Annotated in this window: 16 protein-coding genes; 10 read left to right on the top strand and 6 right to left on the bottom strand. The window is 50.7% G+C overall.

Annotated elements, in window-relative coordinates; genetic code table 11:
• Positions 1–181 precede the first annotated feature (181 nt).
• Positions 182–1,567, bottom strand: coding sequence for an acetoacetate metabolism transcriptional regulator AtoC (gene atoC / locus WES_RS07110; RefSeq protein WP_016158655.1), 1,386 nt, complete (start codon positions 1,565–1,567; stop codon positions 182–184).
• Positions 1,564–3,381 (bottom strand): two-component system sensor histidine kinase AtoS, encoded by a 1,818-nt coding sequence (gene atoS, locus WES_RS07115; protein ID WP_016158654.1) that lies wholly within the window; start codon positions 3,379–3,381, stop codon positions 1,564–1,566. The genes atoC and atoS overlap by 4 nt, the downstream gene beginning before the upstream one ends.
• A 176-nt stretch (positions 3,382–3,557) precedes the next feature.
• On the opposite strand from atoS, the gene rcsC reads away from it, so the two are divergent.
• Complete coding sequence (gene rcsC / locus WES_RS07120; protein WP_016158653.1) at positions 3,558–6,407, top strand: two-component system sensor histidine kinase RcsC; 2,850 nt, start codon at positions 3,558–3,560, stop codon at positions 6,405–6,407.
• A 147-nt stretch (positions 6,408–6,554) separates the two neighbouring features.
• Here rcsC and rcsB read toward each other — a convergent pair whose 3' ends face one another.
• Both rcsB and rcsD read right to left on the bottom strand, forming a co-directional pair.
• The gene (gene rcsB / locus WES_RS07125; RefSeq protein WP_001516743.1) at positions 6,555–7,205 is read right to left on the bottom strand and encodes a response regulator transcription factor RcsB; all 651 of its coding nucleotides are present in this window, start codon (positions 7,203–7,205) and stop codon (positions 6,555–6,557) included.
• A gap of 16 nt (positions 7,206–7,221) precedes the next feature.
• On the bottom strand, positions 7,222–9,894 hold the full coding sequence (gene rcsD, locus WES_RS07130) for a phosphotransferase RcsD (protein WP_016158652.1): 2,673 nt from the start codon (positions 9,892–9,894) through the stop codon (positions 7,222–7,224).
• A 738-nt stretch (positions 9,895–10,632) separates the two neighbouring features.
• On the opposite strand from rcsD, the gene ompC reads away from it, so the two are divergent.
• The 6 genes from ompC to mqo all read left to right on the top strand — a co-directional run bounded on the left by ompC (position 10,633) and on the right by mqo (position 18,295).
• Positions 10,633–11,757: a porin OmpC gene (ompC, locus tag WES_RS07135; protein WP_016158651.1), complete on the top strand. Its 1,125-nt coding sequence runs from the start codon at positions 10,633–10,635 to the stop codon at positions 11,755–11,757.
• Between the two features lie 111 nt (positions 11,758–11,868).
• The gene (gene apbE / locus WES_RS07140) at positions 11,869–12,924 is read left to right on the top strand and encodes an FAD:protein FMN transferase ApbE (RefSeq protein WP_016158650.1); all 1,056 of its coding nucleotides are present in this window, start codon (positions 11,869–11,871) and stop codon (positions 12,922–12,924) included.
• Positions 12,925–12,997: 73 nt separating this feature from the next.
• Positions 12,998–14,062: a bifunctional DNA-binding transcriptional regulator/O6-methylguanine-DNA methyltransferase Ada gene (ada, locus tag WES_RS07145; protein ID WP_016158649.1), complete on the top strand. Its 1,065-nt coding sequence runs from the start codon at positions 12,998–13,000 to the stop codon at positions 14,060–14,062.
• Positions 14,062–14,712: a DNA oxidative demethylase AlkB gene (gene alkB / locus WES_RS07150; RefSeq protein WP_016158648.1), complete on the top strand. Its 651-nt coding sequence runs from the start codon at positions 14,062–14,064 to the stop codon at positions 14,710–14,712. The genes ada and alkB overlap by 1 nt, the downstream gene beginning before the upstream one ends.
• 75 nt (positions 14,713–14,787) lie before the next feature.
• On the top strand, positions 14,788–16,431 hold the full coding sequence (gene yojI, locus WES_RS07155) for a microcin J25 efflux ABC transporter YojI (protein ID WP_016158647.1): 1,644 nt from the start codon (positions 14,788–14,790) through the stop codon (positions 16,429–16,431).
• Between the two features lie 217 nt (positions 16,432–16,648).
• Positions 16,649–18,295: a malate dehydrogenase (quinone) gene (gene mqo, locus WES_RS07160; protein WP_000758044.1), complete on the top strand. Its 1,647-nt coding sequence runs from the start codon at positions 16,649–16,651 to the stop codon at positions 18,293–18,295.
• 195 nt (positions 18,296–18,490) lie between these two features.
• On the opposite strand, the gene eco is transcribed toward mqo, so the two are convergent.
• Positions 18,491–19,000 (bottom strand): serine protease inhibitor ecotin, encoded by a 510-nt coding sequence (gene eco, locus WES_RS07165; RefSeq protein ID WP_258286476.1) that lies wholly within the window; start codon positions 18,998–19,000, stop codon positions 18,491–18,493.
• A 113-nt stretch (positions 19,001–19,113) separates the two neighbouring features.
• Positions 19,114–19,278 (bottom strand): hypothetical protein, encoded by a 165-nt coding sequence (locus tag WES_RS24680; RefSeq protein WP_016158646.1) that lies wholly within the window; start codon positions 19,276–19,278, stop codon positions 19,114–19,116.
• A gap of 108 nt (positions 19,279–19,386) precedes the next feature.
• Here WES_RS24680 and napF point away from each other — a divergent pair, with 108 nt between their 5' ends.
• From napF to napA, 3 genes are read left to right on the top strand one after another with little or no spacing between them, the layout of a single operon-like run.
• A complete protein-coding gene (gene napF, locus WES_RS07175) occupies positions 19,387–19,881 on the top strand; it encodes a ferredoxin-type protein NapF (protein WP_016158645.1) in 495 nt (164 codons plus the stop codon).
• Positions 19,871–20,134, top strand: a complete 264-nt coding sequence (gene napD / locus WES_RS07180; RefSeq protein WP_000557378.1) for a chaperone NapD — start codon at positions 19,871–19,873, stop codon at positions 20,132–20,134. The genes napF and napD overlap by 11 nt, the downstream gene beginning before the upstream one ends.
• Positions 20,131–22,617, top strand: coding sequence for a periplasmic nitrate reductase subunit alpha (gene napA / locus WES_RS07185; RefSeq protein ID WP_016235243.1), 2,487 nt, complete (start codon positions 20,131–20,133; stop codon positions 22,615–22,617). The genes napD and napA overlap by 4 nt, the downstream gene beginning before the upstream one ends.
• Positions 22,618–22,623: the final 6 nt, after the last annotated feature.

Here is a 22,623-nt window from a genome sequence, read left to right as displayed (position 1 = left end):
TACATACACCGTTGTGGGTACAGTCAGGGAATAGCAAGGGGAGTGCCAGAATGAGAATATTGGATGTTGTTTCTTAACTGATTGAATAAAAAGAATAAATTAGATGGAGGTTAAGAAGGAAATTGAGCGGCTATGCAAAAATTTGCGCACTGTGCAAATTTCTGCATAGCAAGTTTTGGTGTTATACATCCGCCGGATCGATACCGTATTCCTGGAGTTTATACATCAATGCACGGCGACTGATGCCCAGCATCAAAGCGGTGCGGGTTCGGTTTCCTTCTTGTTGTTCCAGCACTTCCATAATGATGCGTTTTTCGACGCGTTTAATTTCCTCTTTTAAATTACGCTCACCGGCAGGGGCTGTTTTTGCCTCACCAGCATTACAGACTGGCTGACGAATCTGTGGCGGAAGATCCTCAGAAAAAATGATCGGGCCTGAGTTCATCACGACGGCGCGTTCAATGACGTTGGAAAGCTCTCGAATATTTCCCGGCCATGACCAGGTGGTAAGCAGTGACATTGCCATCGGATCGATGTCGATAATATCGCGCTGATTCTCACTACTGAATTTTTGCAAAAAGTGATTAGCTAACAGGGAAATATCTTCCCGACGATCGCGCAGAGGCGGCAGTACTAAATGAATAACGTTAAGGCGATAAAAGAGATCTTCACGGAAGGTGCCTTCTTTTACCATCGCCTGCAAGTCACGGTTGGTGGCGGCAATGATGCGGATATCAACTTTTATGGTCTGATGACCGCCAATCCGTTCAAATTCCCGTTCCTGCAGAATGCGTAGTAATTTGGCTTGCAGTACCAGCGGCATTTCGCCAATTTCGTCGAGGAGCAGAGTCCCCTCGTTGGCGCGTTCAAATAATCCCTGACGCAAGGTTTGTGCACCAGTAAATGCGCCTTTTTCATGACCAAACAGTTCACTTTCGAGCAACGATTCCGGCAGCGCCGCGCAGTTGACTTTAATAAACGGCCCCTTTGCCCGCCGCGAATTGTAGTGAATCGCTCTGGCAATCAATTCTTTCCCGGTGCCGCTTTCACCGCTAATCAAGACGCTGGCCTGAGAAAGGGCAATTTTGGCGGTGTCTTTGCAGATGTCCATCATCGCCGGGCTGTTGGTGAGAATATGCCCCCATTGCCAACTGGTGCTCAGTGCCTGGTGCAGATGGCGGATCTCTTTTTTCATTGACTGGAGTTGTAAAGCGCGCTGAACGATTAAATTCAACTCATCGAGATCAAACGGTTTAATAACATAGTCAAAGGCCCCGCAGCGTAGTGCTTCGACGGCGGTTTCCACTTCAGCATAGGCCGTCATCAGAATAACGGGTGTCCGAGTCTCATGGCTGCGCATCTCCTTTAGTGCCTTGATGCCGTCCATCTCTGGCATACGGATATCCATCAACACCACGTCAGGGTGAATATCGGCAAACAGGTGTAATGCTGTGCGTCCGTTGTTCGCACAATGTGTTTCGTATCCTTGTAGTGCAAAAGCGGTGCTCAGCATACGGCGAACATTATCTTCATCATCAACAATAAGGATGCGATTAATAGCGGTCATACGGTCTGATTTCCCTGTGGGTTGATCGGTAAAATAAGGGTGAAGGTTGCGCCGTAGCCCGGCAAACTGGCGACGCGAATATCACCTTGATGGGCGTTAATGATGCGTTGACTTAACGCCAGACCAAGCCCGGTTCCTGAGGCTTTGGTGGTGAAAAAGGGATCGAAGATCTTCTTTTGCAGAGAGAGATCAATGCCACAGCCGTTGTCTTCTATCGAAATGGCCTGTTGTGAGTCGCTGTATTGCCAGGTTCGAATGCAAATTTTCCCTCGTGCACTGATAGCCTGGACGGCATTGATCAGGATATTCAGTAGTACCTGTTTGAGCAGTTCACGATCGGCGCTAATCGGACTTAATTCATTATCCAGTTCGCTTATGAAGTCGACCCGCGCTTGTACGCCGGCGGTTTGTACCAGTACCAGAGTTTCTTCAACCAATGCATTGAGGCTGACTTGTTGCCATTGACTGTGGCGTGGGCGTGAAAAATCGAGCAATTGCTGAATGACTTTGTTAATTGAGTCGATTTCTTTGAGTACTACAGAAAGATATTCCTGATGTATTGGATCACTGGTTTGTTGGCGCAAGATCTGTACATAACCACGAATAGCTGTCAGCGGATTACGGACTTCATGCGCCACGCCAGCCATCAGCTCACCCAGCGTGGCGAGGCGTTCAGCTTGCGCCATGCGGCGTTGGGTTTCTTTGCGGGCAGTTAAATCAGAGAAAATCACCAAAGCACCGATCATTTCACCATGCGTGTTATGAATACGACTGGTAGTGACACTGAGTTCAATGGTGCGGTCACGGCCTGGAAAACTGATCTCCAGCGCCACGTGTTCGGTGCCATGTTCCAGCGTATCCAGTACTGGACTGTAGAACTGAGTATTGTCGAACAACATGGAGTAAGGCTGCCCTACCAGTTCATGACGTTGATAGCCAGTGATGACTTCTGCTGCTGGGTTCATGGTGGTTACATCACCCTGGCGGTCAATGGCAATGACGCCATCGGCAGCGTTTTCAATAATCAGATCGTTAAGTGTCCGCGTTTCACGCAGTGCCTGGGCGAGGTTGTTAACACTCTGACTGATTTGCCCCATTTCACCGGGCAATTGTGGTAATCGAGTGGGAATATTTTGCGCCAGAGTCGAGAGGCCGTCGGTAATGATATCTATATTGGCGCTCAGGCGACGGGAGAAAAGCACAATCAACAGCAGGCTTATCAGCAAACCGGCGGTGAGTACAATGATAATCCTCACATCCATTTTCCAGGCCTGGCGGCGAATATCTTCGGTTAATTCATTGGCCCAGATATAACCGAGGACTTCACCATTACGCTCAATGGGGATCATTGAATTCAAAATATCGCCGCGCACCTGCCTGCCTGAATAAACCAAAGGGGTATTTGTACGCATAACTTCGCGACCAGGGTGATCCGCAGCAATCGTCACGCCCACATTATTCTGATATAGTGATGAAGGCGCGTAGGTGATTATCGCATCCAGCGTCTTGTTATAATAACCAGCGCCTATGCCAGGAAAGGCGCGAGTAATATTTTCGGTAATGGGGGCAAGCTCTGCATTCAATGCGCGGATACGCTCCTCACGCGGTAAGTCGATATAGAGATCGTAGCGATCGCCTAGCGCCTGATTAAGCAGGTTGACCACGGCAGAAAGTTTTTTCTCTTTTTCAGATAAGACTGCTGAACGTCCTTCCGTTTCTACGATATAACCAATAGTAAGCGTTGGGACAATGACCATCAGGATTGCCATCAGGATCATTTGATTGCGTAAGCGGCGAGGATATATCCATTTCATATTACGCGTCCTTTTCTCCATCAGTATTGTTCCGGCATAGCACTATTATTGGGGGTTAAGGTGATGATTTCTCGGCGGTGTATCATATTACCGAGAAGAGAGAACATTGCGGTGGCACGCTTTTACCGCTACCTTAACCACACTCCATCGGTCACCTGAGGCGGAGCTTCGCCCCTTTGAAATACCTTGCTTCTTTTCGCACAACCCTGAAAGTCTCGCGCTATATGTTCAGAGCATTGGCGTTATTGCTCTGGCTGTTGATTGCTTTTTCATCAGTGTTTTACATCGTCAATGCCCTGCATCAGCGAGAATCAGAGATTCGTCAGGAATTTAACCTGAGTTCCGATCAGGCTCAGCGGTTTATTCAGCGCACTTCTGACGTGATGAAAGAGCTGAAGTACATTGCTGAAAATCGCTTATCTGTAGAAAACGGCGTGCTTTCCCCGCGTGGGCGAGAAACGCAAGCGGATGTGCCCGTGTTCGAACCGTTGTTTGCCGATTCCGACTGTTCCGCGATGAGTAACACCTGGCGCGGCTCTCTGGAGTCGCTGGCGTGGTTTATGCGCTACTGGCGCGATAATTTCTCTGCAGCTTACGATCTCAACCGCGTATTTTTGATCGGCAGCGATAACCTCTGCATGGCAAACTTTGGCCTGCGTGATATGCCGGTTGAACGCGACACCGCCCTGAAAGCTCTGCATGAGCGCATCAATAAGTATCGTAATGCTCCGCAGGATGACAGCGGCAGCAACCTTTATTGGATCAGCGAAGGCCCGCGTCCTGGCGTTGGATATTTCTACGCGCTGACGCCGGTGTATCTGGCGAACCGTTTGCAGGCTTTGTTGGGCGTTGAGCAAACCATTCGGATGGAGAACTTCTTCTTACCAGGTACATTACCGATGGGGGTTACTATCCTTGATGAGAATGGTCATACCCTGATTTCGTTGACCGGACCAGAAAGCAAAATCGAGGCTGAACCGCGTTGGATGCAGGAACGTTCCTGGTTTGGTTATACACCTGGCTTCCATGAGCTGGTGCTGAAGAAAAATCTGCCGCCATCATCGTTAAGTATCGTTTACTCGGTGCCCGTAGATCAGGTGCTGGAACGCATTCGAATGCTGATACTTAACGCAATTTTGCTGAATGTTATTGCCGGTGCGGCACTGTTTACCCTCGCGCGGATGTACGAGCGGCGTATTTTCATTCCGGCAGAAAGTGACGCCCAGCGGCTGGAAGAACACGAGCAGTTTAATCGCAAGATTGTCGCCTCCGCCCCGGTGGGGATCTGTATTTTGCGCACCGCTGATGGTGTCAATATTTTGAGTAACGAACTGGCACATACCTATCTCAATATGCTTACGCATGAGGATCGCCAGCGGCTGACGCAAATTATCTGTGGGCAGCAAGTCAATTTTGTCGATGTCCTGACCAGCAACAATACTAATCTGCAAATCAGCTTTGTTCATTCGCGCTATCGTAATGAAAACGTGGCGATTTGCGTACTTGTCGATGTTTCTTCACGTGTGAAGATGGAAGAGTCGTTGCAAGAGATGGCGCAGGCGGCAGAACAGGCGAGTCAGTCGAAATCGATGTTCCTTGCCACCGTTAGCCACGAGTTGCGAACGCCGCTGTATGGCATTATCGGTAACCTGGATCTGTTGCAAACCAAAGAGTTGCCGAAAGGCGTTGACCGTCTGGTGACGGCAATGAATAACTCTTCCAGCCTGCTGTTGAAAATTATCAGCGACATTCTCGATTTCTCGAAGATTGAATCGGAACAGTTAAAGATAGAGCCGCGTGAGTTTTCACCGCGTGAAGTGATGAACCATATCACCGCCAACTATTTGCCGCTGGTGGTGCGAAAGCAGCTTGGTTTGTACTGCTTTATTGAACCGGATGTGCCGGTAACCTTAAACGGCGATCCGATGCGTTTACAGCAGGTCATCTCCAATCTGTTGAGTAACGCCATTAAATTTACCGATACCGGCTGCATTGTTCTGCATGTCCGTGCTGATGGCGATTATCTTTCTATTCGCGTTCGCGATACTGGCGTGGGGATTCCGGCGAAAGAAGTGGTGCGGCTGTTCGATCCCTTCTTCCAGGTAGGGACGGGTGTACAGCGTAACTTCCAGGGAACCGGTCTGGGACTGGCGATTTGTGAAAAACTGATCAGCATGATGGACGGTGATATCTCAGTAGAGTCTGAACCAGGTATGGGAAGCCAGTTTACGGTACGTATTCCGCTGTATGGTGCGCAATATCCACATAAAAAAGGTGTCGAAGGATTAACGGGTAAACGCTGCTGGTTGGCGGTACGCAATGCGTCACTATGCCAGTTTATCGAAACCAGTTTGCAGCGCAGTGGTGTAATCGTTACAACATACGAAGGTCAGGAACCCTTACCGGAGGATGTGTTGATTACTGATGAGGCGCTGAGTGAAAAATGGCAGGGCAGAGCGGTGGTGACGTTCTGCCGTCGACATATTGGCATTCCGCTGGAGAGAGCGCCCGGTGAGTGGGTGCATAGCGTCGCCTCGTCGCATGAACTGCCTGTGCTACTGGCGCGTATCTATCGGATAGAAATTGAAAGTGATGATCCTGCCAACGTTCTGCCGTTGACGGACAAAGACTCCACCAGCAATGACGACATGATGATTCTGGTGGTTGACGATCATCCGATTAACCGTCGCTTACTAGCCGATCAGCTCGGATCGTTGGGCTATCAGTGTAAAACGGCAAATGATGGTGTCGATGCGCTTAATGTACTAAGCAAGAATCATATCGATATCGTGCTTAGCGACGTCAACATGCCGAATATGGACGGTTACCGGTTAACGCAACGTATTCGTCAGTTAGGGCTAACGTTGCCGGTAATCGGGGTGACTGCCAATGCGTTGGCTGAAGAGAAGCAGCGGTGTCTGGAGTCCGGGATGGATAGCTGTCTGTCGAAGCCAGTGACGCTGGATGTCATAAAACAGACGCTGACAATGTATGCCGAGAGGGTCAGGAAAGCGCGGAAATCGTAGGAGCGGTCGGTGCAAACGCCTGATGCGACGCTGGCGCGTCTTATCAGGCCTACGTTTGTGTAATGTATTGAAATGGCGGGATTTGTAGGCCGGATAAGGCGTTTACGCCGCATCCGGCGGTCGGAGCTTATCTGGCCTGTCGGGAGATTACTCTTTATCTGCCGGACTTAAGGTCACAGAAGAGAGATAATTCAGCAGGGCGATATCGTTCTCGACACCTAGCTTCATCATCGCGGATTTCTTCTGGCTGCTGATGGTTTTGATGCTACGGTTGAGCTTTTTAGCAATCTCGGTAACCAGGAAACCTTCTGCAAACAGGCGCAGTACTTCACTCTCTTTAGGTGAGAGACGCTTGTCGCCGTAACCACTGGCGCTGATTTTCTCCAGCAGACGAGATACGCTTTCCGGGGTAAATTTCTTGCCTTTTTGCAGCGCGGCGAGAGCTTTTGGCAGATCCGTAGGCGCGCCTTGCTTCAGGACGATCCCTTCGATATCCAGATCCAGTACCGCGCTAAGAATTGCCGGGTTGTTGTTCATGGTCAGAACAATGATCGACAGGCTTGGGAAATGACGCTTGATGTATTTGATCAAGGTGATCCCGTCACCGTATTTATCTCCAGGCATGGAGAGATCGGTAATCAACACGTGCGCATCCAGTTTCGGCAGGTTGTTGATCAGTGCTGTGGAATCTTCAAATTCGCCGACAACATTCACCCACTCGATTTGTTCAAGTGATTTGCGAATACCGAACAGTACTATCGGATGGTCATCGGCAATAATTACGTTCATATTGTTCATGTAATAGGCTACCTTGCTACAGCAAGCTCTTGACATAGCTGTCAATGTCGCTGATGTATTTTTCTGTTCCTGGGACATCCTTCTCGCGAATAAGATGTTCCAGCGTTTCACATAACTGCTTGCCGGGTACCAGATTTAGCATGGCAAACACGCCTTTAAGACGATGAGCCGTTTGGGCTAATGCAGCAAAGTCACTGGTTGCTGCTTCAGTATATAGCCTCTTAACATCATCCGGTACTGTGTCTACAAAGAGCGCATAATAGCCGCTGGCATGGAGTTGCGCATTTTCATCTCCACCCATAGGCGATTCTGTCACCTCTTCCTGCGCCAGTTGCACTTCAATTAATTGTAAGACCGCTTCCTGCATAGCATTGCTCATATTGAAGTTGACGCACAATTGACCAGGCCCAATTTCCCGTACGCCAGACTCATCATCGCTTAAAAGCAAGCCAGAGGCAGTAAGATTAGACGGATTATCCGTTAAAAAGATATCATAATCCTGACTAATTAATCTTTCATCGGGTGTGATACAGGTTGCACCCCAATTTTCTAACTGGCGAGTGACAATATTCCGAATTTCTGTGGAAGTTACATCCACCATCACGGTGACATCATCCAGTAAACGTTCCTCTTCCTCTTCAACGTCCGGGTCTGCAGGCAGCATTTTGATATGCACGGAGTAGCGTGTACCAAGCCCGTCCCGCGTTTTAATATTTAAATGACCGCCCAGTTTTCGCGCCAGTTGATCACTCAACCAGAATGCCAGCGGGTCCGCCTTGCCATAGCGATCGCTTTGGGTCTGGTTGATGAACGGGAAGTGTAAATTATCCATTTCATGAATGCTTACACCGTCTCCGGTGTCCAGAATGCGGAAAGTCAGACGTTCGTCAGAGGATTCATCCTGATCAACCTCAAGGGTAATTTTTCCCAGTTGCGTTGAGGTGACGGCATATTGCATCAACAGCAGCAAAATACGGCGTAAAGCATCGCGATCGCCACGGCGCATATCGTGTGCTTTCAGATGATTGTTAATCAGTAGTTGCAGGCCTTTGCGCTTCATTGCCGGTAGCACAGCAGGCACCACTTCATCGATTAAATCCTGTACGGAGAAAAGCTCGGTCTCGCTCTTCCAGCTATCGTCCGCAAGCATGTTCGCTAGCTGAATTTCATCGACCAGGCGCACCAGCACATCAGCCTGATTTGCCAGTTGTTTGCTTTCCGGAGAGTTGAGTTTAGCCGCACTTTCCGCCAGTGACCGTGCGGGTTCTTTCAGCGCATCGCCAATGTTTTGCATAAAGGCCATCCGGCCCTGCTGGTTTTTCTCGTACAGACGCTGCGCCTGCTTGAGTTTCTTGTTCACCAGCACCTCGCGATCCTGATCGCGAATGATGAAGATTTGCGTACGCGGCGCTATCTGGCTGCGGAACATGCGAATTTCATACAGCTCGTTATTGACGGTTGCCTGAATAATCCCCTGATGCTGTTCTGCCATGGTGGTGATGTTTTGCAGATTCAAATGCGGCAGCAGATGGTCGGCAATCTTATTGCTGATAACTGTGCGATTCGATTCCTGATCGTGAACCAGCAGACCGAGTGGCAGCAGTGACACAATCTCTTCATTTATTGCCCGCAAGATACGCAGTTCGTTATTCACTGCGGTGCTGGGAACGCTTTCTGTGCTGCGCCCGGAAAAATGGCGAAAGGTGGTGTAACCAAAAAGCGCCAGCGCCAGCAAACCAATGTTCAGCAGCAGTGGCAGCAGAATATTTTGCAATGTATCCAGTAGCAAAGTGCCGTAAGGAACCTGCCAGACCAGCCGCATATCGGTGGAGTTGAGCGACGAAGAGATTTCAATCTTCGAACTATTAAAGTTAATGCTGACGCTATCCGTTGCTTCTTTCTCATTATTATTGTTACCCGCAGTACCTGCTTCTGGTTCAAGACGGAAGCTATCCAGCGGCATCCCTGGCGGGATTAGATCATTAATAGGCAGATCAAATGCAACCACCGTTGCCAGATGTCCCGGCTGGTTAAAGGTTGTACGCAAGGTAAAATAATGACCGTTCTGCCAGGCAAGACGGCGCAGGTTAGAAAAACTTTCACGTTCATCCAGGGCGTTAGCCTGTTGCAGCATCTCCGCGCGACGAGAATCAACAATGTCACTGACAGTCGATTCTTTAAATCCGGAGGTGAGATCTTTTAACGGCAGGGTCGAGATAAGAATCAGGCTGTTATCCTGCCCGTTCAGATAATACATCGACCACGGTACATTTTCTGCGCCCCATAATGTGTCCAGATAAGTAGACATTCGTTGGGTCATCTCAAGCGTTGAGTTGTCGTGAGAACCAAAGATCAGGGCTTCTGTTTTGCGACGCGGTTTTTCCAGATAGTAGACATCCTGTTTCAGACGCGTCTCTTGCAAACTTTCACTGGTGGAAGGTGAAGTCGTTGCAGCGATGTTGTCGTAGATCTGCCAGGTCACGTAACGCCAGGTATCGACGCGCTTTTGTATAGCATGAGTAATGTCGACAATCTGGTAGCTTTTATCTTTCAGCCAGGCGTTGACTGCGCTTTGTACCATTACACCCATCATCACCAGCAACACAATGATCAACAGTAAAAAGAAGCGGGTAATGCTCCCCGGTAGGAGTGAAAAGCGGGTCGTGGCCGTTGTCTCTTTCTGACGCATTCGTGTTTATGACCTGTTAAAACTTCGCGAAGTGATAGGGCAGTATAAAGGGTACAGTGCGAAATTCCAGACTATTACCCGATAGATGATTCTCTATTCCTCAACGATATGTCTCGTTCTGCCCGATGGGAAATAGATGTACACACCGCATTTTGCTGTACAAATAATCTGCAAAAAAGAAGGGCGAAATTAATTACGGATAAAGAAAAGATGGCGGGAATTATATCTTGTTAATTTTTTGTGAAATTGTTAGCAAACGTTATAATTTTCCAGCGGTAGTACAAAAAATAAAAGTTGTGTAAAGAAGGGTAAAAAAAAACCGGATGCGAGGCATCCGGTTGAAATAGGGGTAAACAGACATTCAGAAATGAATGACGGTAATAAATAAAGTTAATGATGATAGCGAGACATATTTTAGTTGCGAGTGAAGATTTTGTTTTGGCATTCAGTGCTATCAAGTACTTAAGAATAAGTTATTGATTTTACCTTTGAATTATTATTGCTTGATGTTAGGTGCTTATTTCGCCAATCATCAAGAATCTTAAAAAGTTCCATTATATTTACATTTTGAAACATCTATAGCGATAAATGAAACATCTTAAAAGTTTTAGTATCATATTCGTGTTGGATTATTCTGCATTTTTGGGGAGAATGGACTTGCCGACTGATTAATGAGGGTTAATCAGTATGCAGTGGCATAAAAAAGCAAATAAAGGCATATAACAGAGGGTTAATAACATGAAAGTTAAAGTACTGTCCCTCCTGGTCCCAGCTCTGCTGGTAGCAGGCGCAGCAAACGCTGCTGAAGTTTACAACAAAGACGGCAACAAATTAGATCTGTACGGTAAAGTAGACGGCCTGCACTATTTCTCTGACAACAAGTCAGAAGACGGCGACCAGACCTATGTACGTCTTGGTTTCAAAGGCGAAACTCAGGTTACTGACCAGCTGACCGGTTACGGCCAGTGGGAATATCAGATCCAGGGCAATACCTCTGAAGACAACAAAGAAAACTCCTGGACCCGTGTGGCATTCGCTGGTCTGAAATTCCAGGACGTTGGTTCTTTCGACTACGGTCGTAACTACGGCGTTGTTTACGACGTAACTTCCTGGACCGACGTACTGCCAGAATTCGGTGGCGACACTTACGGTTCTGACAACTTCATGCAGCAGCGTGGTAACGGCTTCGCGACCTACCGTAACACCGACTTCTTCGGTCTGGTTGACGGTCTGAACTTTGCTGTTCAGTACCAGGGTAAAAACGGTAGCGTAAGCGGCGAAGGCATGACCAACAACGGTCGTGGTGCTCTGCGTCAGAACGGCGACGGCGTTGGCGGTTCTATCACTTATGATTACGAAGGCTTCGGTATCGGTGCTGCAGTTTCCAGCTCCAAACGTACTGATGATCAGAACTTCGGCCTGAACGGTTATGGTGAGCGTTATTTGGGTAACGGCGACCGTGCTGAAACCTACACTGGTGGTCTGAAATACGACGCTAACAACATCTACCTGGCTGCTCAGTACACCCAGACCTACAACGCAACTCGCGTAGGTTCCCTGGGTTGGGCGAACAAAGCACAGAACTTCGAAGCTGTTGCTCAGTACCAGTTCGACTTCGGTCTGCGTCCGTCTGTAGCATACCTGCAGTCTAAAGGTAAAAACCTGGGTGTCGTTGCTGGTCGTAACTACGACGACGAAGATATCCTGAAATATGTTGATGTTGGTGCTACCTACTACTTCAACAAAAACATGTCCACCTACGTTGACTACAAAATCAACCTGCTGGACGACAACCAGTTCACCCGCGCTGCTGGCATCAACACTGATGACATCGTAGCTCTGGGTCTGGTTTACCAGTTCTAATCTCGATTTATATCGAACAAAGGGCCTGCGGGCCCTTTTTTCATTGTTTTCAGCGTACAAACGCAGTTTTTTGGTGTACTCTTGCGACCGTTCGCATGAGGATAATCACGTATGGAAATAAGTTTTACCCGCGTGGCATTGCTGGCTGCCGCGCTCTTCTTTGTTGGTTGCGATCAAAAAACACAACCCGCCAAACCCCACGCTACTGAAGTTACCGTTCTTGAAGGCAAAACGATGGGAACTTTCTGGCGTGCCAGCATCCCTGGCATTGACGCCAAACGCAGTGCTGAACTTAAAGAGAAGATTCAGACCCAGCTGGACGCCGACGATCAGCTGCTTTCGACCTATAAAAAAGACTCCGCGCTGATGCGCTTTAACGACTCGAAAAGTTTGTCGCCGTGGCCGGTAAGTGAAGCGATGGCCGATATCATCACCACCTCGCTGCGCATTGGCGCCAAAACCGATGGCGCGATGGATATTACTGTCGGGCCGCTGGTGAATCTGTGGGGCTTTGGCCCGGAACAACAGCCAGTACAAATCCCGAACCAGGAACAGATCGACGCGATGAAAGCCAAAACGGGTTTACAGCATCTGACGGTCATTAATCAGTCACATCAGCAATATCTGCAAAAAGATCTGCCGGATTTATATGTCGATCTCTCTACCGTTGGCGAAGGTTATGCGGCAGATCATCTGGCACGCTTAATGGAGCAGGAAGGGCTTTCCCGCTATCTGGTGTCGGTGGGCGGCGCGCTGAACAGCCGTGGCATGAACGGCGAAGGGCAGCCGTGGCGGGTGGCGATCCAAAAACCGACCGATAAAGAAAACGCGGTTCAGGCCGTGGTTGACATCAATGGTCACGGTATCAGCACTTCTGGCAGCTATCGCAACTATTACGAGCTGGACGGCAAACGCCTTTCCCATGTAATTGATCCGCAAACCGGGCGTCCCATTGAACACAATCTGGTATCCGTGACGGTGATTGCCCCGACGGCGCTGGAAGCCGACGCCTGGGATACTGGCTTAATGGTGCTCGGGCCAGAGAAAGCCAAAGAAGTCGTTCGCCGGGAAGGGCTGGCGGTTTATATGATCACCAAAGAGGGCGATAGTTTTAAAACCTGGATGTCGCCGCAGTTTAAAAGTTTCCTGGTGAGCGAAAAAAATTAAAGCGCAAGATTGTTGGTTTTTGCGTGATGGTGACCGGGCAGACTAAAGGCTATCCTTAACCAGGGAGCTGATTATGAAAAACGCCATATGCTTAACTGACGATCAACGCTGGCAATCTGTCTTAGCCCGCGACCCGAATGCCGACGGCGAATTCGTTTTCGCCGTGCGCACCACAGGCATCTTTTGCCGTCCGTCTTGCCGGGCTAAACACGCCCTGCGGGAAAACGTTTCTTTCTATGCCGATGCCAGCGAGGCGCTTGCCGCTGGCTTTCGCCCCTGCAAACGTTGTCAGCCAGACAAAGCCAATCCCCAACAACATCGCCTTGATAAAATTACCCACGCCTGCCGACTGCTGGAACAGGAAACGCCTGTAACGCTGGAAGCCTTAGCCGACCAGGTGGCGATGAGTCCGTTCCATCTGCATCGGTTGTTTAAAGCGACTACCGGAATGACGCCGAAAGCCTGGCAGCAGGCCTGGCGCGCTCGCCGATTGCGGGAATCGTTAGTGAAAGGGGAGAGCGTGACCCAGGCAATTCTCAATGCCGGATTCCCCGACGGCAGCAGTTACTACCGTAAAGCCGATGAAACGCTGGGCATGACGGCTAAACAGTTTCGTCACGGTGGCGAAAGCCTGGCTGTGCGTTATGCGCTGGCTGATTGTGAGCTGGGTCGTTGCCTGGTGGCAGAAAGCGAGCGGGGGATTTGCGCGATATTACTGGGTGATGATGACGCGACATTAATCAGTGAACTGCGGCAGATGTTTCCCGCTGCCGACAACGCACCCGCTGACCCGACGTTTCAGCAACATGTGCGTGAAGTGATCGCCAGCCTTAACCAGCGAGATACGCCGCTGACGTTGCCGCTGGATATTCGCGGCACCGCTTTTCAGCAGCAAGTCTGGCAGGTGCTGCGTACCATTCCTTGCGGTGAAACTGTGAGTTATCAGCAACTGGCAAACACCATCGGCAAACCGAAAGCGGTACGTGCCGTGGCAAGTGCCTGCGCCGCCAATAAGTTAGCGATCGTTATACCTTGTCATCGGGTGGTACGTGGTGATGGCACACTTTCTGGTTACCGCTGGGGTGTTTCGCGTAAAGCACAGTTGCTACGCCGTGAAGCTGAAAACGAGGAGAAATAATGTTGGATCTGTTTGCTGATGCTGAACCGTGGCAAGAACCCCTGGCACCTGGCGCGGTGATCCTGCGGCGTTTTGCCTTTAATGCTGCGGAGCAACTGATGCAGGGAATCAGCAATGTCGCCCGCCAGTCGCCGTTTCGCCAGATGGTCACCCCCGGCGGATATACCATGTCGGTGGCGATGACCAACTGCGGGCGTCTGGGCTGGACCACCAATCGGCAGGGTTATCTCTATTCGCCCATTGATCCGCAAACAAATAATCCGTGGCCTGTGATGCCGCAAAGTTTTCATGATTTATGTCAGCGTGCAGCCACGGCGGCGGGCTATCCAGATTTCCAGCCTGACGCTTGCCTGATCAACCGCTACGCCCCTGGCGCGAAACTGTCGCTGCATCAGGATAAAGACGAACCGGATCTGCGCGCGCCGATTGTTTCTGTTTCTCTGGGCTTACCCGCGATTTTTCAATTTGGTGGCCTGAAACGTAATGATCCGCTAAAACGACTGTTGCTGGAGCATGGCGACGTGGTGGTTTGGGGCGGTGAGTCGCGGCTGTTTTATCATGGCGTTCAACCGCTGAAAGCGGGGTTTCATCCACTCACCGCCGACTGCCGCTACAACCTGACTTTTCGTCAGGCAGGTAAAAAAGAATAAAAATAAGAATTATTATTGCTGTGCGCGCGAAGATGTTTAAACTGCGGGCTGTAATTCATTGTCCGGGTTTTCTGCATGGAACTTCTTGTACTTGTCTGGCGGCAGTATCGCTGGCCATTTATTAGTGTGATGGCGCTAAGCCTCGCCAGTGCGGCATTAGGCATTGGCTTAATTGCTTTTATCAATCAGCGCCTTATCGAAACGGCGGATACCAGTCTGCTGGTGTTGCCGGAGTTTCTGGGGTTATTGCTGCTGTTGATGGCAGTGACGCTGGGATCGCAACTGGCTCTTACTACCCTGGGTCATCACTTCGTTTACCGACTGCGTAGCGAATTTATCAAGCGGATTCTGGATACCCACGTTGAGCGTATCGAACAACTCGGAAGCGCCTCATTGCTGGCGGGATTAACCAGCGATGTGCGCAATATCACCATTGCTTTTGTGCGTCTGCCGGAACTGGTGCAGGGGATCATTCTCACTATCGGTTCAGCGGCGTATCTGTGGATGCTGTCGGGCAAAATGTTGCTGGTAACGGCTATCTGGATGGCAGTCACCATCTGGGGTGGTTTTGTACTGGTGGCGCGGGTGTACAAACATATGGCGACCCTGCGTGAAACCGAAGACAAGCTGTACACGGATTTTCAAACTGTACTCGAAGGGCGCAAAGAGCTGACTCTGAACCGGGAACGCGCCGAGTATGTGTTTAACAACCTCTACATTCCTGATGCGCAAGAGTATCGCCATCATATTATTCGCGCAGACACCTTCCATCTTAGTGCCGTGAACTGGTCGAACATCATGATGCTGGGCGCAATCGGTCTGGTGTTCTGGATGGCGAACAGTCTCGGTTGGGCTGATACCAACGTTGCCGCGACCTATTCGTTGACGTTGTTATTCCTGCGTACGCCGCTGCTTTCTGCGGTTGGCGCATTGCCGACGCTGCTGACGGCGCAGGTGGCGTTTAACAAGCTGAACAAATTCGCACTCGCGCCTTTCAAAGCGGAGTTTCCATGCCCGCAGGCGTTTCCTGACTGGCAAACGCTGGAGCTACGTAACGTGACGTTTAGTTATCAGGACAACGCGTTTTCCGTTGGCCCACTCAACCTCACCATTAAACGTGGCGAACTGTTGTTTCTGATTGGTGGCAACGGTAGTGGAAAATCGACGCTGGCGATGTTGCTGACGGGGTTGTATCAGCCGCAAAGCGGTGAAATTTTGCTGGATGGTAAACCCATCAGCGGCGAAAAACCGGAGGATTATCGCAAGTTGTTTTCCGCCGTGTTTACCGATGTCTGGCTGTTTGATCAACTGCTGGGGCCGGAGGGGAAACCCGCTAATCCGCAACTGGTTGAGAAGTGGCTGGCGCAGCTGAAAATGGCGCATAAGCTGGAGTTAAGTAACGGGCGTATTGTTAACCTGAAGTTATCAAAAGGGCAGAAAAAACGCGTGGCTCTGTTGCTGGCGCTGGCAGAAGAACGCGATATTATCCTGCTGGATGAATGGGCGGCGGATCAGGACCCACACTTCCGCCGTGAGTTTTATCAGGTGCTGCTGCCGCTGATGCAGGAGATGGGGAAAACTATTTTCGCCATCAGCCATGATGACCATTACTTTATCCACGCCGACCGCCTGCTGGAGATGCGCAACGGGCAACTTAGCGAGCTGACTGGCGAAGAGCGCGATGCTGCTTCGCGTGATGCCGTTGCCCGGACGGCATAATATTTTGACGCTGACCTGGCGGATTTCTGCCGCCAGGTAAATATTCTAAAAATCCCTTCATTTCCAATAACCCTATAATTAATCAACGAAATTACAATGTTTCTAAAATTAGAATATAATTTATAAACATTATTTAAATGTTGTTACTTAAGTGTTACCGTTGATGCCGCGCAAATCTCACCTGCAATAAAGCGACTAAAAGTAAGGCATTAACAAGATGAAAAAAGTGACTGCCATGCTCTTCTCGATGGCCGTGGGGCTTAATGCCGTTTCGATGGCGGCAAAAGCGAAAGCGTCCGAGGAGCAGGAAACTGATGTACTGTTGATTGGCGGCGGCATTATGAGCGCCACATTGGGGACTTATTTACGCGAGCTGGAGCCAGAGTGGTCGATGACCATGGTAGAGCGCCTGGAGGGGGTTGCGCAGGAGAGTTCGAACGGCTGGAACAACGCCGGAACCGGGCATTCTGCACTGATGGAACTGAACTACACCCCGCAAAACGCCGATGGCAGCATCAGTATTGAAAAAGCAGTCGCCATTAACGAAGCATTTCAGATTTCCCGCCAGTTCTGGGCGCACCAGGTTGAGCGCGGCGTGCTGCGTACTCCGCGTTCATTTATCAATACCGTTCCGCATATGAGCTTTGTCTGGGGCGAGGATAACGTCAATTTCCTACGCGCCCGTTACGCCGCGTTGCAACAAAGTTCGCTGTTTCGCGGTATGCGTTACTCTGAAGATCACGCGCAGATCAAAGAGTGGGCACCGTTAGTGATGGAAGGGCGCGCTCCACAGCAGAAAGTGGCGGCTACACGTACAGAAATCGGCACTGATGTGAACTACGGCGAGATCACCCGCCAGTTAATAGCTTCCTTGCAGAAGAAGTCTAACTTCTCGCTGCAACTCAGCAGTGAAGTCCGCGCTCTCAAACGTAATGACGATAACACCTGGACCGTCACCGTTGCCGATCTGAAAAACGGCACAGCACAGAACATCCGCGCGAAATTTGTCTTTATCGGCGCGGGCGGTGCGGCGCTGAAGCTGTTACAGGAATCCGGTATTCCGGAAGCGAAAGACTACGCCGGTTTCCCGGTAGGTGGGCAGTTCCTTGTTTCGGAAAACCCGGACGTGGTTAACCATCATCTGGCGAAGGTCTATGGGAAAGCCTCCGTTGGCGCACCACCGATGTCGGTTCCGCATATCGATACCCGTGTGCTGGACGGTAAACGCGTAGTGCTGTTTGGGCCATTTGCCACCTTCTCAACCAAATTCCTCAAAAACGGTTCACTGTGGGATCTGATGAGTTCCACCACCACTTCCAACGTGATGCCGATGATGCACGTCGGGCTGGATAATTTCGATCTGGTGAAATATCTGGTAAGTCAGGTGATGTTGAGTGAAGAGGATCGTTTTGAAGCGTTGAAAGAGTACTATCCGCAAGCGAAAAAAGAGGACTGGCGTTTGTGGCAAGCAGGACAGCGTGTGCAGATTATCAAACGCGATGCCGATAAAGGCGGTGTACTGCGTTTGGGGACAGAAGTGGTCAGCGACCAGCAAGGAACCATTGCCGCGCTGCTGGGGGCATCTCCGGGGGCGTCAACTGCCGCGCCGATTATGTTGAATCTGCTGGAAAAAGTGTTTGGTGATCGTGTTTCCAGCCCGCAATGGCAGGCCACGTTGAAAGCGATCGTTCCGTCTTATGGACGCAAGCTGAACGGTGATGTGGCAGCAACAGAACGCGAGTTGCAGTACACCAGCGAAGTGCTGGGGCTGAAATACGACAAGCCGCAGGCGGCAGATAGTACGCCGAAACCGCAGTTGAAACCGCAACCCGTTCAAAAAGAAGTGGCGGATATTGCATTGTAATGATGTGCCACATCCGGCATTGAGTGTCGGATGCGGCGTAACCGCCTTATCCGACCTACGGAGTGCGGCACTTCACAGCGGCGTAGGCCTGATAAGACGCGTCAGCGTCGCATCAGGCAACCGGCTCGTGCGCCATATGTCGGATGCGGCGTGACCACCTTATCCGACATACGGAGTGCAGCACCTCACAGCAGTTTAGCGAACTACCGCGTTGTCAATTTTCTCTTCCGCCTTCCAGACCCGGTACTTCACATCCACGTTGTCTGGCGTATACACCACGATCGGCAGCTTGCTGTTGTAACGCAGCATTCCAGCATCGCCCAGATACGCGGTGACAAATTTCTTCTCTTTCTTGCCATCCGGGCAGGCCATCATCGTCGAAACCGGCGAGCTAACTTTATCAAAGACATAATAATCATAGCCCCAGCCTTCCAGCGTTTTACTTTCCAGCTTCCCGCCGAGACGATGCAGGTTGCAATCGACTTCCAGCGTCTGACCGATCAACAGTTCTACTTTCAGGGTAGATTCATCTTCTTGCGGAGTTAACTGAATCACCTGACGCTTCATGCCTTTTTCAGCTTGTGGATAAGGCGCTACTTTCTCCAGTGGCTGGACACTCTCTGCCGCCCAGGCGGAAGTGGTAGCGAAAGCGGCAAACAATACTGCAGGTAGAATGGTCTTCATTTTTTTGCTTTCCTTCTTCATTTATAGGTTTTCACCGATGATGTCGCTGAAGGTTAACATATTCATCAGATTTATTAATTTGCTTTATGAATAACTTAAAGAACATTCAGACAATTTCACCTGCTCTTTTAGTGTTAAATTCTGATGAGAGAACAAACCAGCAGAAATATCTCTGGTGAATTAATCGCTATATAAATATGTTTATAACCATTTGAAATGTGAGCAAAAGCCCGTTTTTGCCACGCTTCCCGCCACTCTTTTGATCCTGCTACAGGTTTTACCTCGATCGGGGTATGCATCTTTGACACATCCTTTAATATCTTAGCGGCTATAAAAATGGCTTATTAATTATGCGGTTTATTTGGTCGCTCTCAGTTTTCAGAGCGCGTTAATGATGGAAGGTCAATGTGAAGATTGATGCATCCCGTCGGGGCATACTCACTGGTCGCTGGCGCAAAGCCAGTAACGGTATCCGTCCGCCCTGGTCCGGTGATGAATCTCATTTTCTGACCCATTGCACCCGCTGCGACGCCTGTATTAATGCTTGTGAAAACAACATTCTTGAACGCGGCGCAGGTGGTTATCCGAGCGTTAATTTCAAAAATAACGAGTGCAGCTTCTGTTACGCCTGCGCGCAGGCTTGCCCCGAATCGCTATTTTCTCCGCGCCACACCAGGGCCTGGGATTTGCTGTTCACCATCGGGGAGGCGTGCCTGGCGTATCAAACAGTTGAATGCCGCCGCTGTCAGGATAGCTGCGAGCCAATGGCAATTATCTTTCGCCCGACGCTCTCCGGGATCTACCAGCCGCAACTTAATAGCCAACTTTGCAACGGATGTGGAGCATGTGCAGCCAGCTGTCCGGTATCAGCCATAACTGCGGAGTATCTCCATGCACACTAACTGGCAAGTTTGCAGCCTGGTCGTGCAGGCCAAAAGCGAACGAATTTCAGACATCAGCACCCAACTGAACGCCTTTCCCGGCTGTGAAGTTGCTGTCAGCGACGCGCCGAGCGGTCAGTTGATTGTGGTGGTGGAAGCAGAAGACAGCGAAACGCTGATCCAAACCATTGAGTCAGTACGCAACGTAGAGGGCGTGCTGGCGGTGTCGCTGGTTTATCACCAGCAGGAAGAGCAAGGTGAGGAAACACCATGAAACTCAGTCGTCGTAGCTTTATGAAAGCTAACGCCGTTGCGGCCGCTGCGGCGGCTGCCGGTCTCAGCGTGCCGGGCGTTGCCCGCGCCGTTGTTGGTCAGCAGGAAGCCATTAAATGGGATAAAGCGCCGTGCCGTTTCTGCGGTACTGGTTGCGGCGTTCTGGTCGGAACGCAGCAGGGGCGTGTGGTGGCCTGTCAGGGCGACCCAGACGCACCGGTTAACCGTGGCCTGAACTGCATTAAGGGCTATTTCCTGCCCAAAATCATGTACGGTAAAGACCGTTTGACGCAGCCGCTGCTGCGTATGAAAAACGGTAAATATGACAAAGAAGGCGAATTTACCCCAATCACCTGGGATCAGGCTTTCGATGTGATGGAAGAGAAATTCAAAACCGTCCTGAAAGAAAAAGGGCCGGAATCGATCGGTATGTTCGGTTCTGGTCAGTGGACTATCTGGGAAGGTTATGCCGCCTCCAAGCTGTTTAAAGCGGGTTTCCGTTCGAACAACATCGACCCGAACGCGCGTCACTGTATGGCGTCGGCAGTAGTTGGCTTTATGCGTACCTTTGGTATGGATGAGCCGATGGGCTGCTATGACGACATCGAGCAGGCTGACGCGTTTGTGCTGTGGGGCGCAAACATGGCGGAGATGCACCCGATCCTCTGGTCGCGCATCACTAACCGTCGTCTCTCTAACCAGAACGTCACCGTGGCGGTGCTTTCTACCTACCAGCATCGTAGCTTCGAGCTGGCGGATAACGGCATCATCTTTACGCCACAGTCTGACCTGGTGATCCTTAACTATATCGCCAACTATATCATTCAAAACAATGCGATAAATCAGGACTTCTTCAGCAAACACGTCAACCTGCGCAAAGGGGCGACGGACATCGGCTACGGTTTACGTCCGACCCATCCGCTGGAAAAAGCAGCGAAGAATCCGGGCTCCGACGCTTCCGAACCAATGAGCTTTGAAGATTACAAAGCCTTCGTTGCCGAATATACGCTGGAAAAAACCGCCGAAATGACCGGCGTGCCGAAAGATCAGTTAGAACAACTGGCGCAGCTGTATGCCGATCCGAACAAGAAAGTCATCTCCTACTGGACGATGGGTTTCAACCAGCATACCCGTGGCGTGTGGGCCAACAACCTGGTCTACAACCTGCACCTGCTGACCGGCAAAATTTCCCAGCCGGGTTGCGGTCCGTTCTCCCTGACCGGGCAGCCTTCTGCGTGTGGTACTGCGCGTGAAGTGGGCACCTTTGCTCACCGTCTGCCTGCGGACATGGTGGTGACTAACGAGAAACACCGTGATATCTGCGAGAAGAAGTGGAATATCCCGAGCGGCACCATTCCGGCGAAAATCGGTCTGCACGCGGTGGCACAAGACCGTGCGCTGAAAGACGGCAAGCTGAATGTTTACTGGACCATGTGTACCAACAACATGCAGGCCGGGCCGAACATTAATGAAGAGCGTATGCCGGGCTGGCGCGATCCGCGCAACTTCATCATCGTCTCCGATCCGTATCCGACAGTCAGTGCGCTGGCCGCCGACTTGATCCTGCCGACCGCAATGTGGGTAGAAAAAGAGGGCGCTTACGGTAATGCCGAACGCCGTACTCAGTTCTGGCGTCAGCAGGTACAGGCACCGGGCGAAGCGAAATCGGATCTCTGGCAGTTAGTCCAGTTCTCCCGCCGCTTCAAAACAGAAGAAGTATGGCCGGAAGAGCTGCTGGCGAAGAAACCGGAACTGCGCGGCAAAACGCTGTACGAAGTGCTGTATGCCACCCCGGAAGTGAGCAAATTCCCGGTATCTGAACTGGCGGAAGATCAACTGAACGATGAATCCCGCGAGCTGGGCTTCTATCTGCAAAAAGGGCTGTTCGAAGAGTACGCATGGTTTGGTCGCGGTCACGGTCACGATCTGGCGCCGTTCGATGACTACCATAAAGCGCGCGGTCTGCGCTGGCCGGTAGTGAACGGTAAAGAAACTCAGTGGCGTTACAGCGAAGGTAACGACCCGTACGTGAAAGCGGGCGAAGGCTATAAGTTCTACGGTAAACCAGATGGCAAAGCGGTGATCTTCGCACTGCCGTTCGAACCGGCGGCGGAAGCACCGGATGAAGAGTACGACCTGTGGCTCTCTACCGGACGCGTACTGGAGCACTGGCACACCGGCAGTATGACGCGCCGTGTACCAGAACTGCACCGCGCCTTCCCGGAAGCGGTACTGTTTATTCACCCGCTGGATGCGAAAGCGCGCGATCTGCGTCGCGGCGACAAAGTGAAAGTGGTTTCTCGCCGTGGCGAAGTGATCTCGATTGTCGAAACGCGCGGTCGTAACCGTCCGCCGCAGGGGCTGGTGTATATGCCGTTCTTCGACGCCGCACAGCTGGTAAACAAACTGACGCTGGATGCGACCGATCCGCTCTCGAAAGAGACGGACTTCAAGAAGTGCGCGGTCAAACTGGAGAAGGTGTAAGCCATT

Origin of the sequence: Escherichia sp. KTE31 (assembly GCF_000407925.1) — a bacterium.
GTDB classification, from domain to species: domain Bacteria; phylum Pseudomonadota; class Gammaproteobacteria; order Enterobacterales; family Enterobacteriaceae; genus Escherichia; species Escherichia ruysiae.
This window is presented reverse-complemented; position numbering and strand designations above follow the sequence as displayed.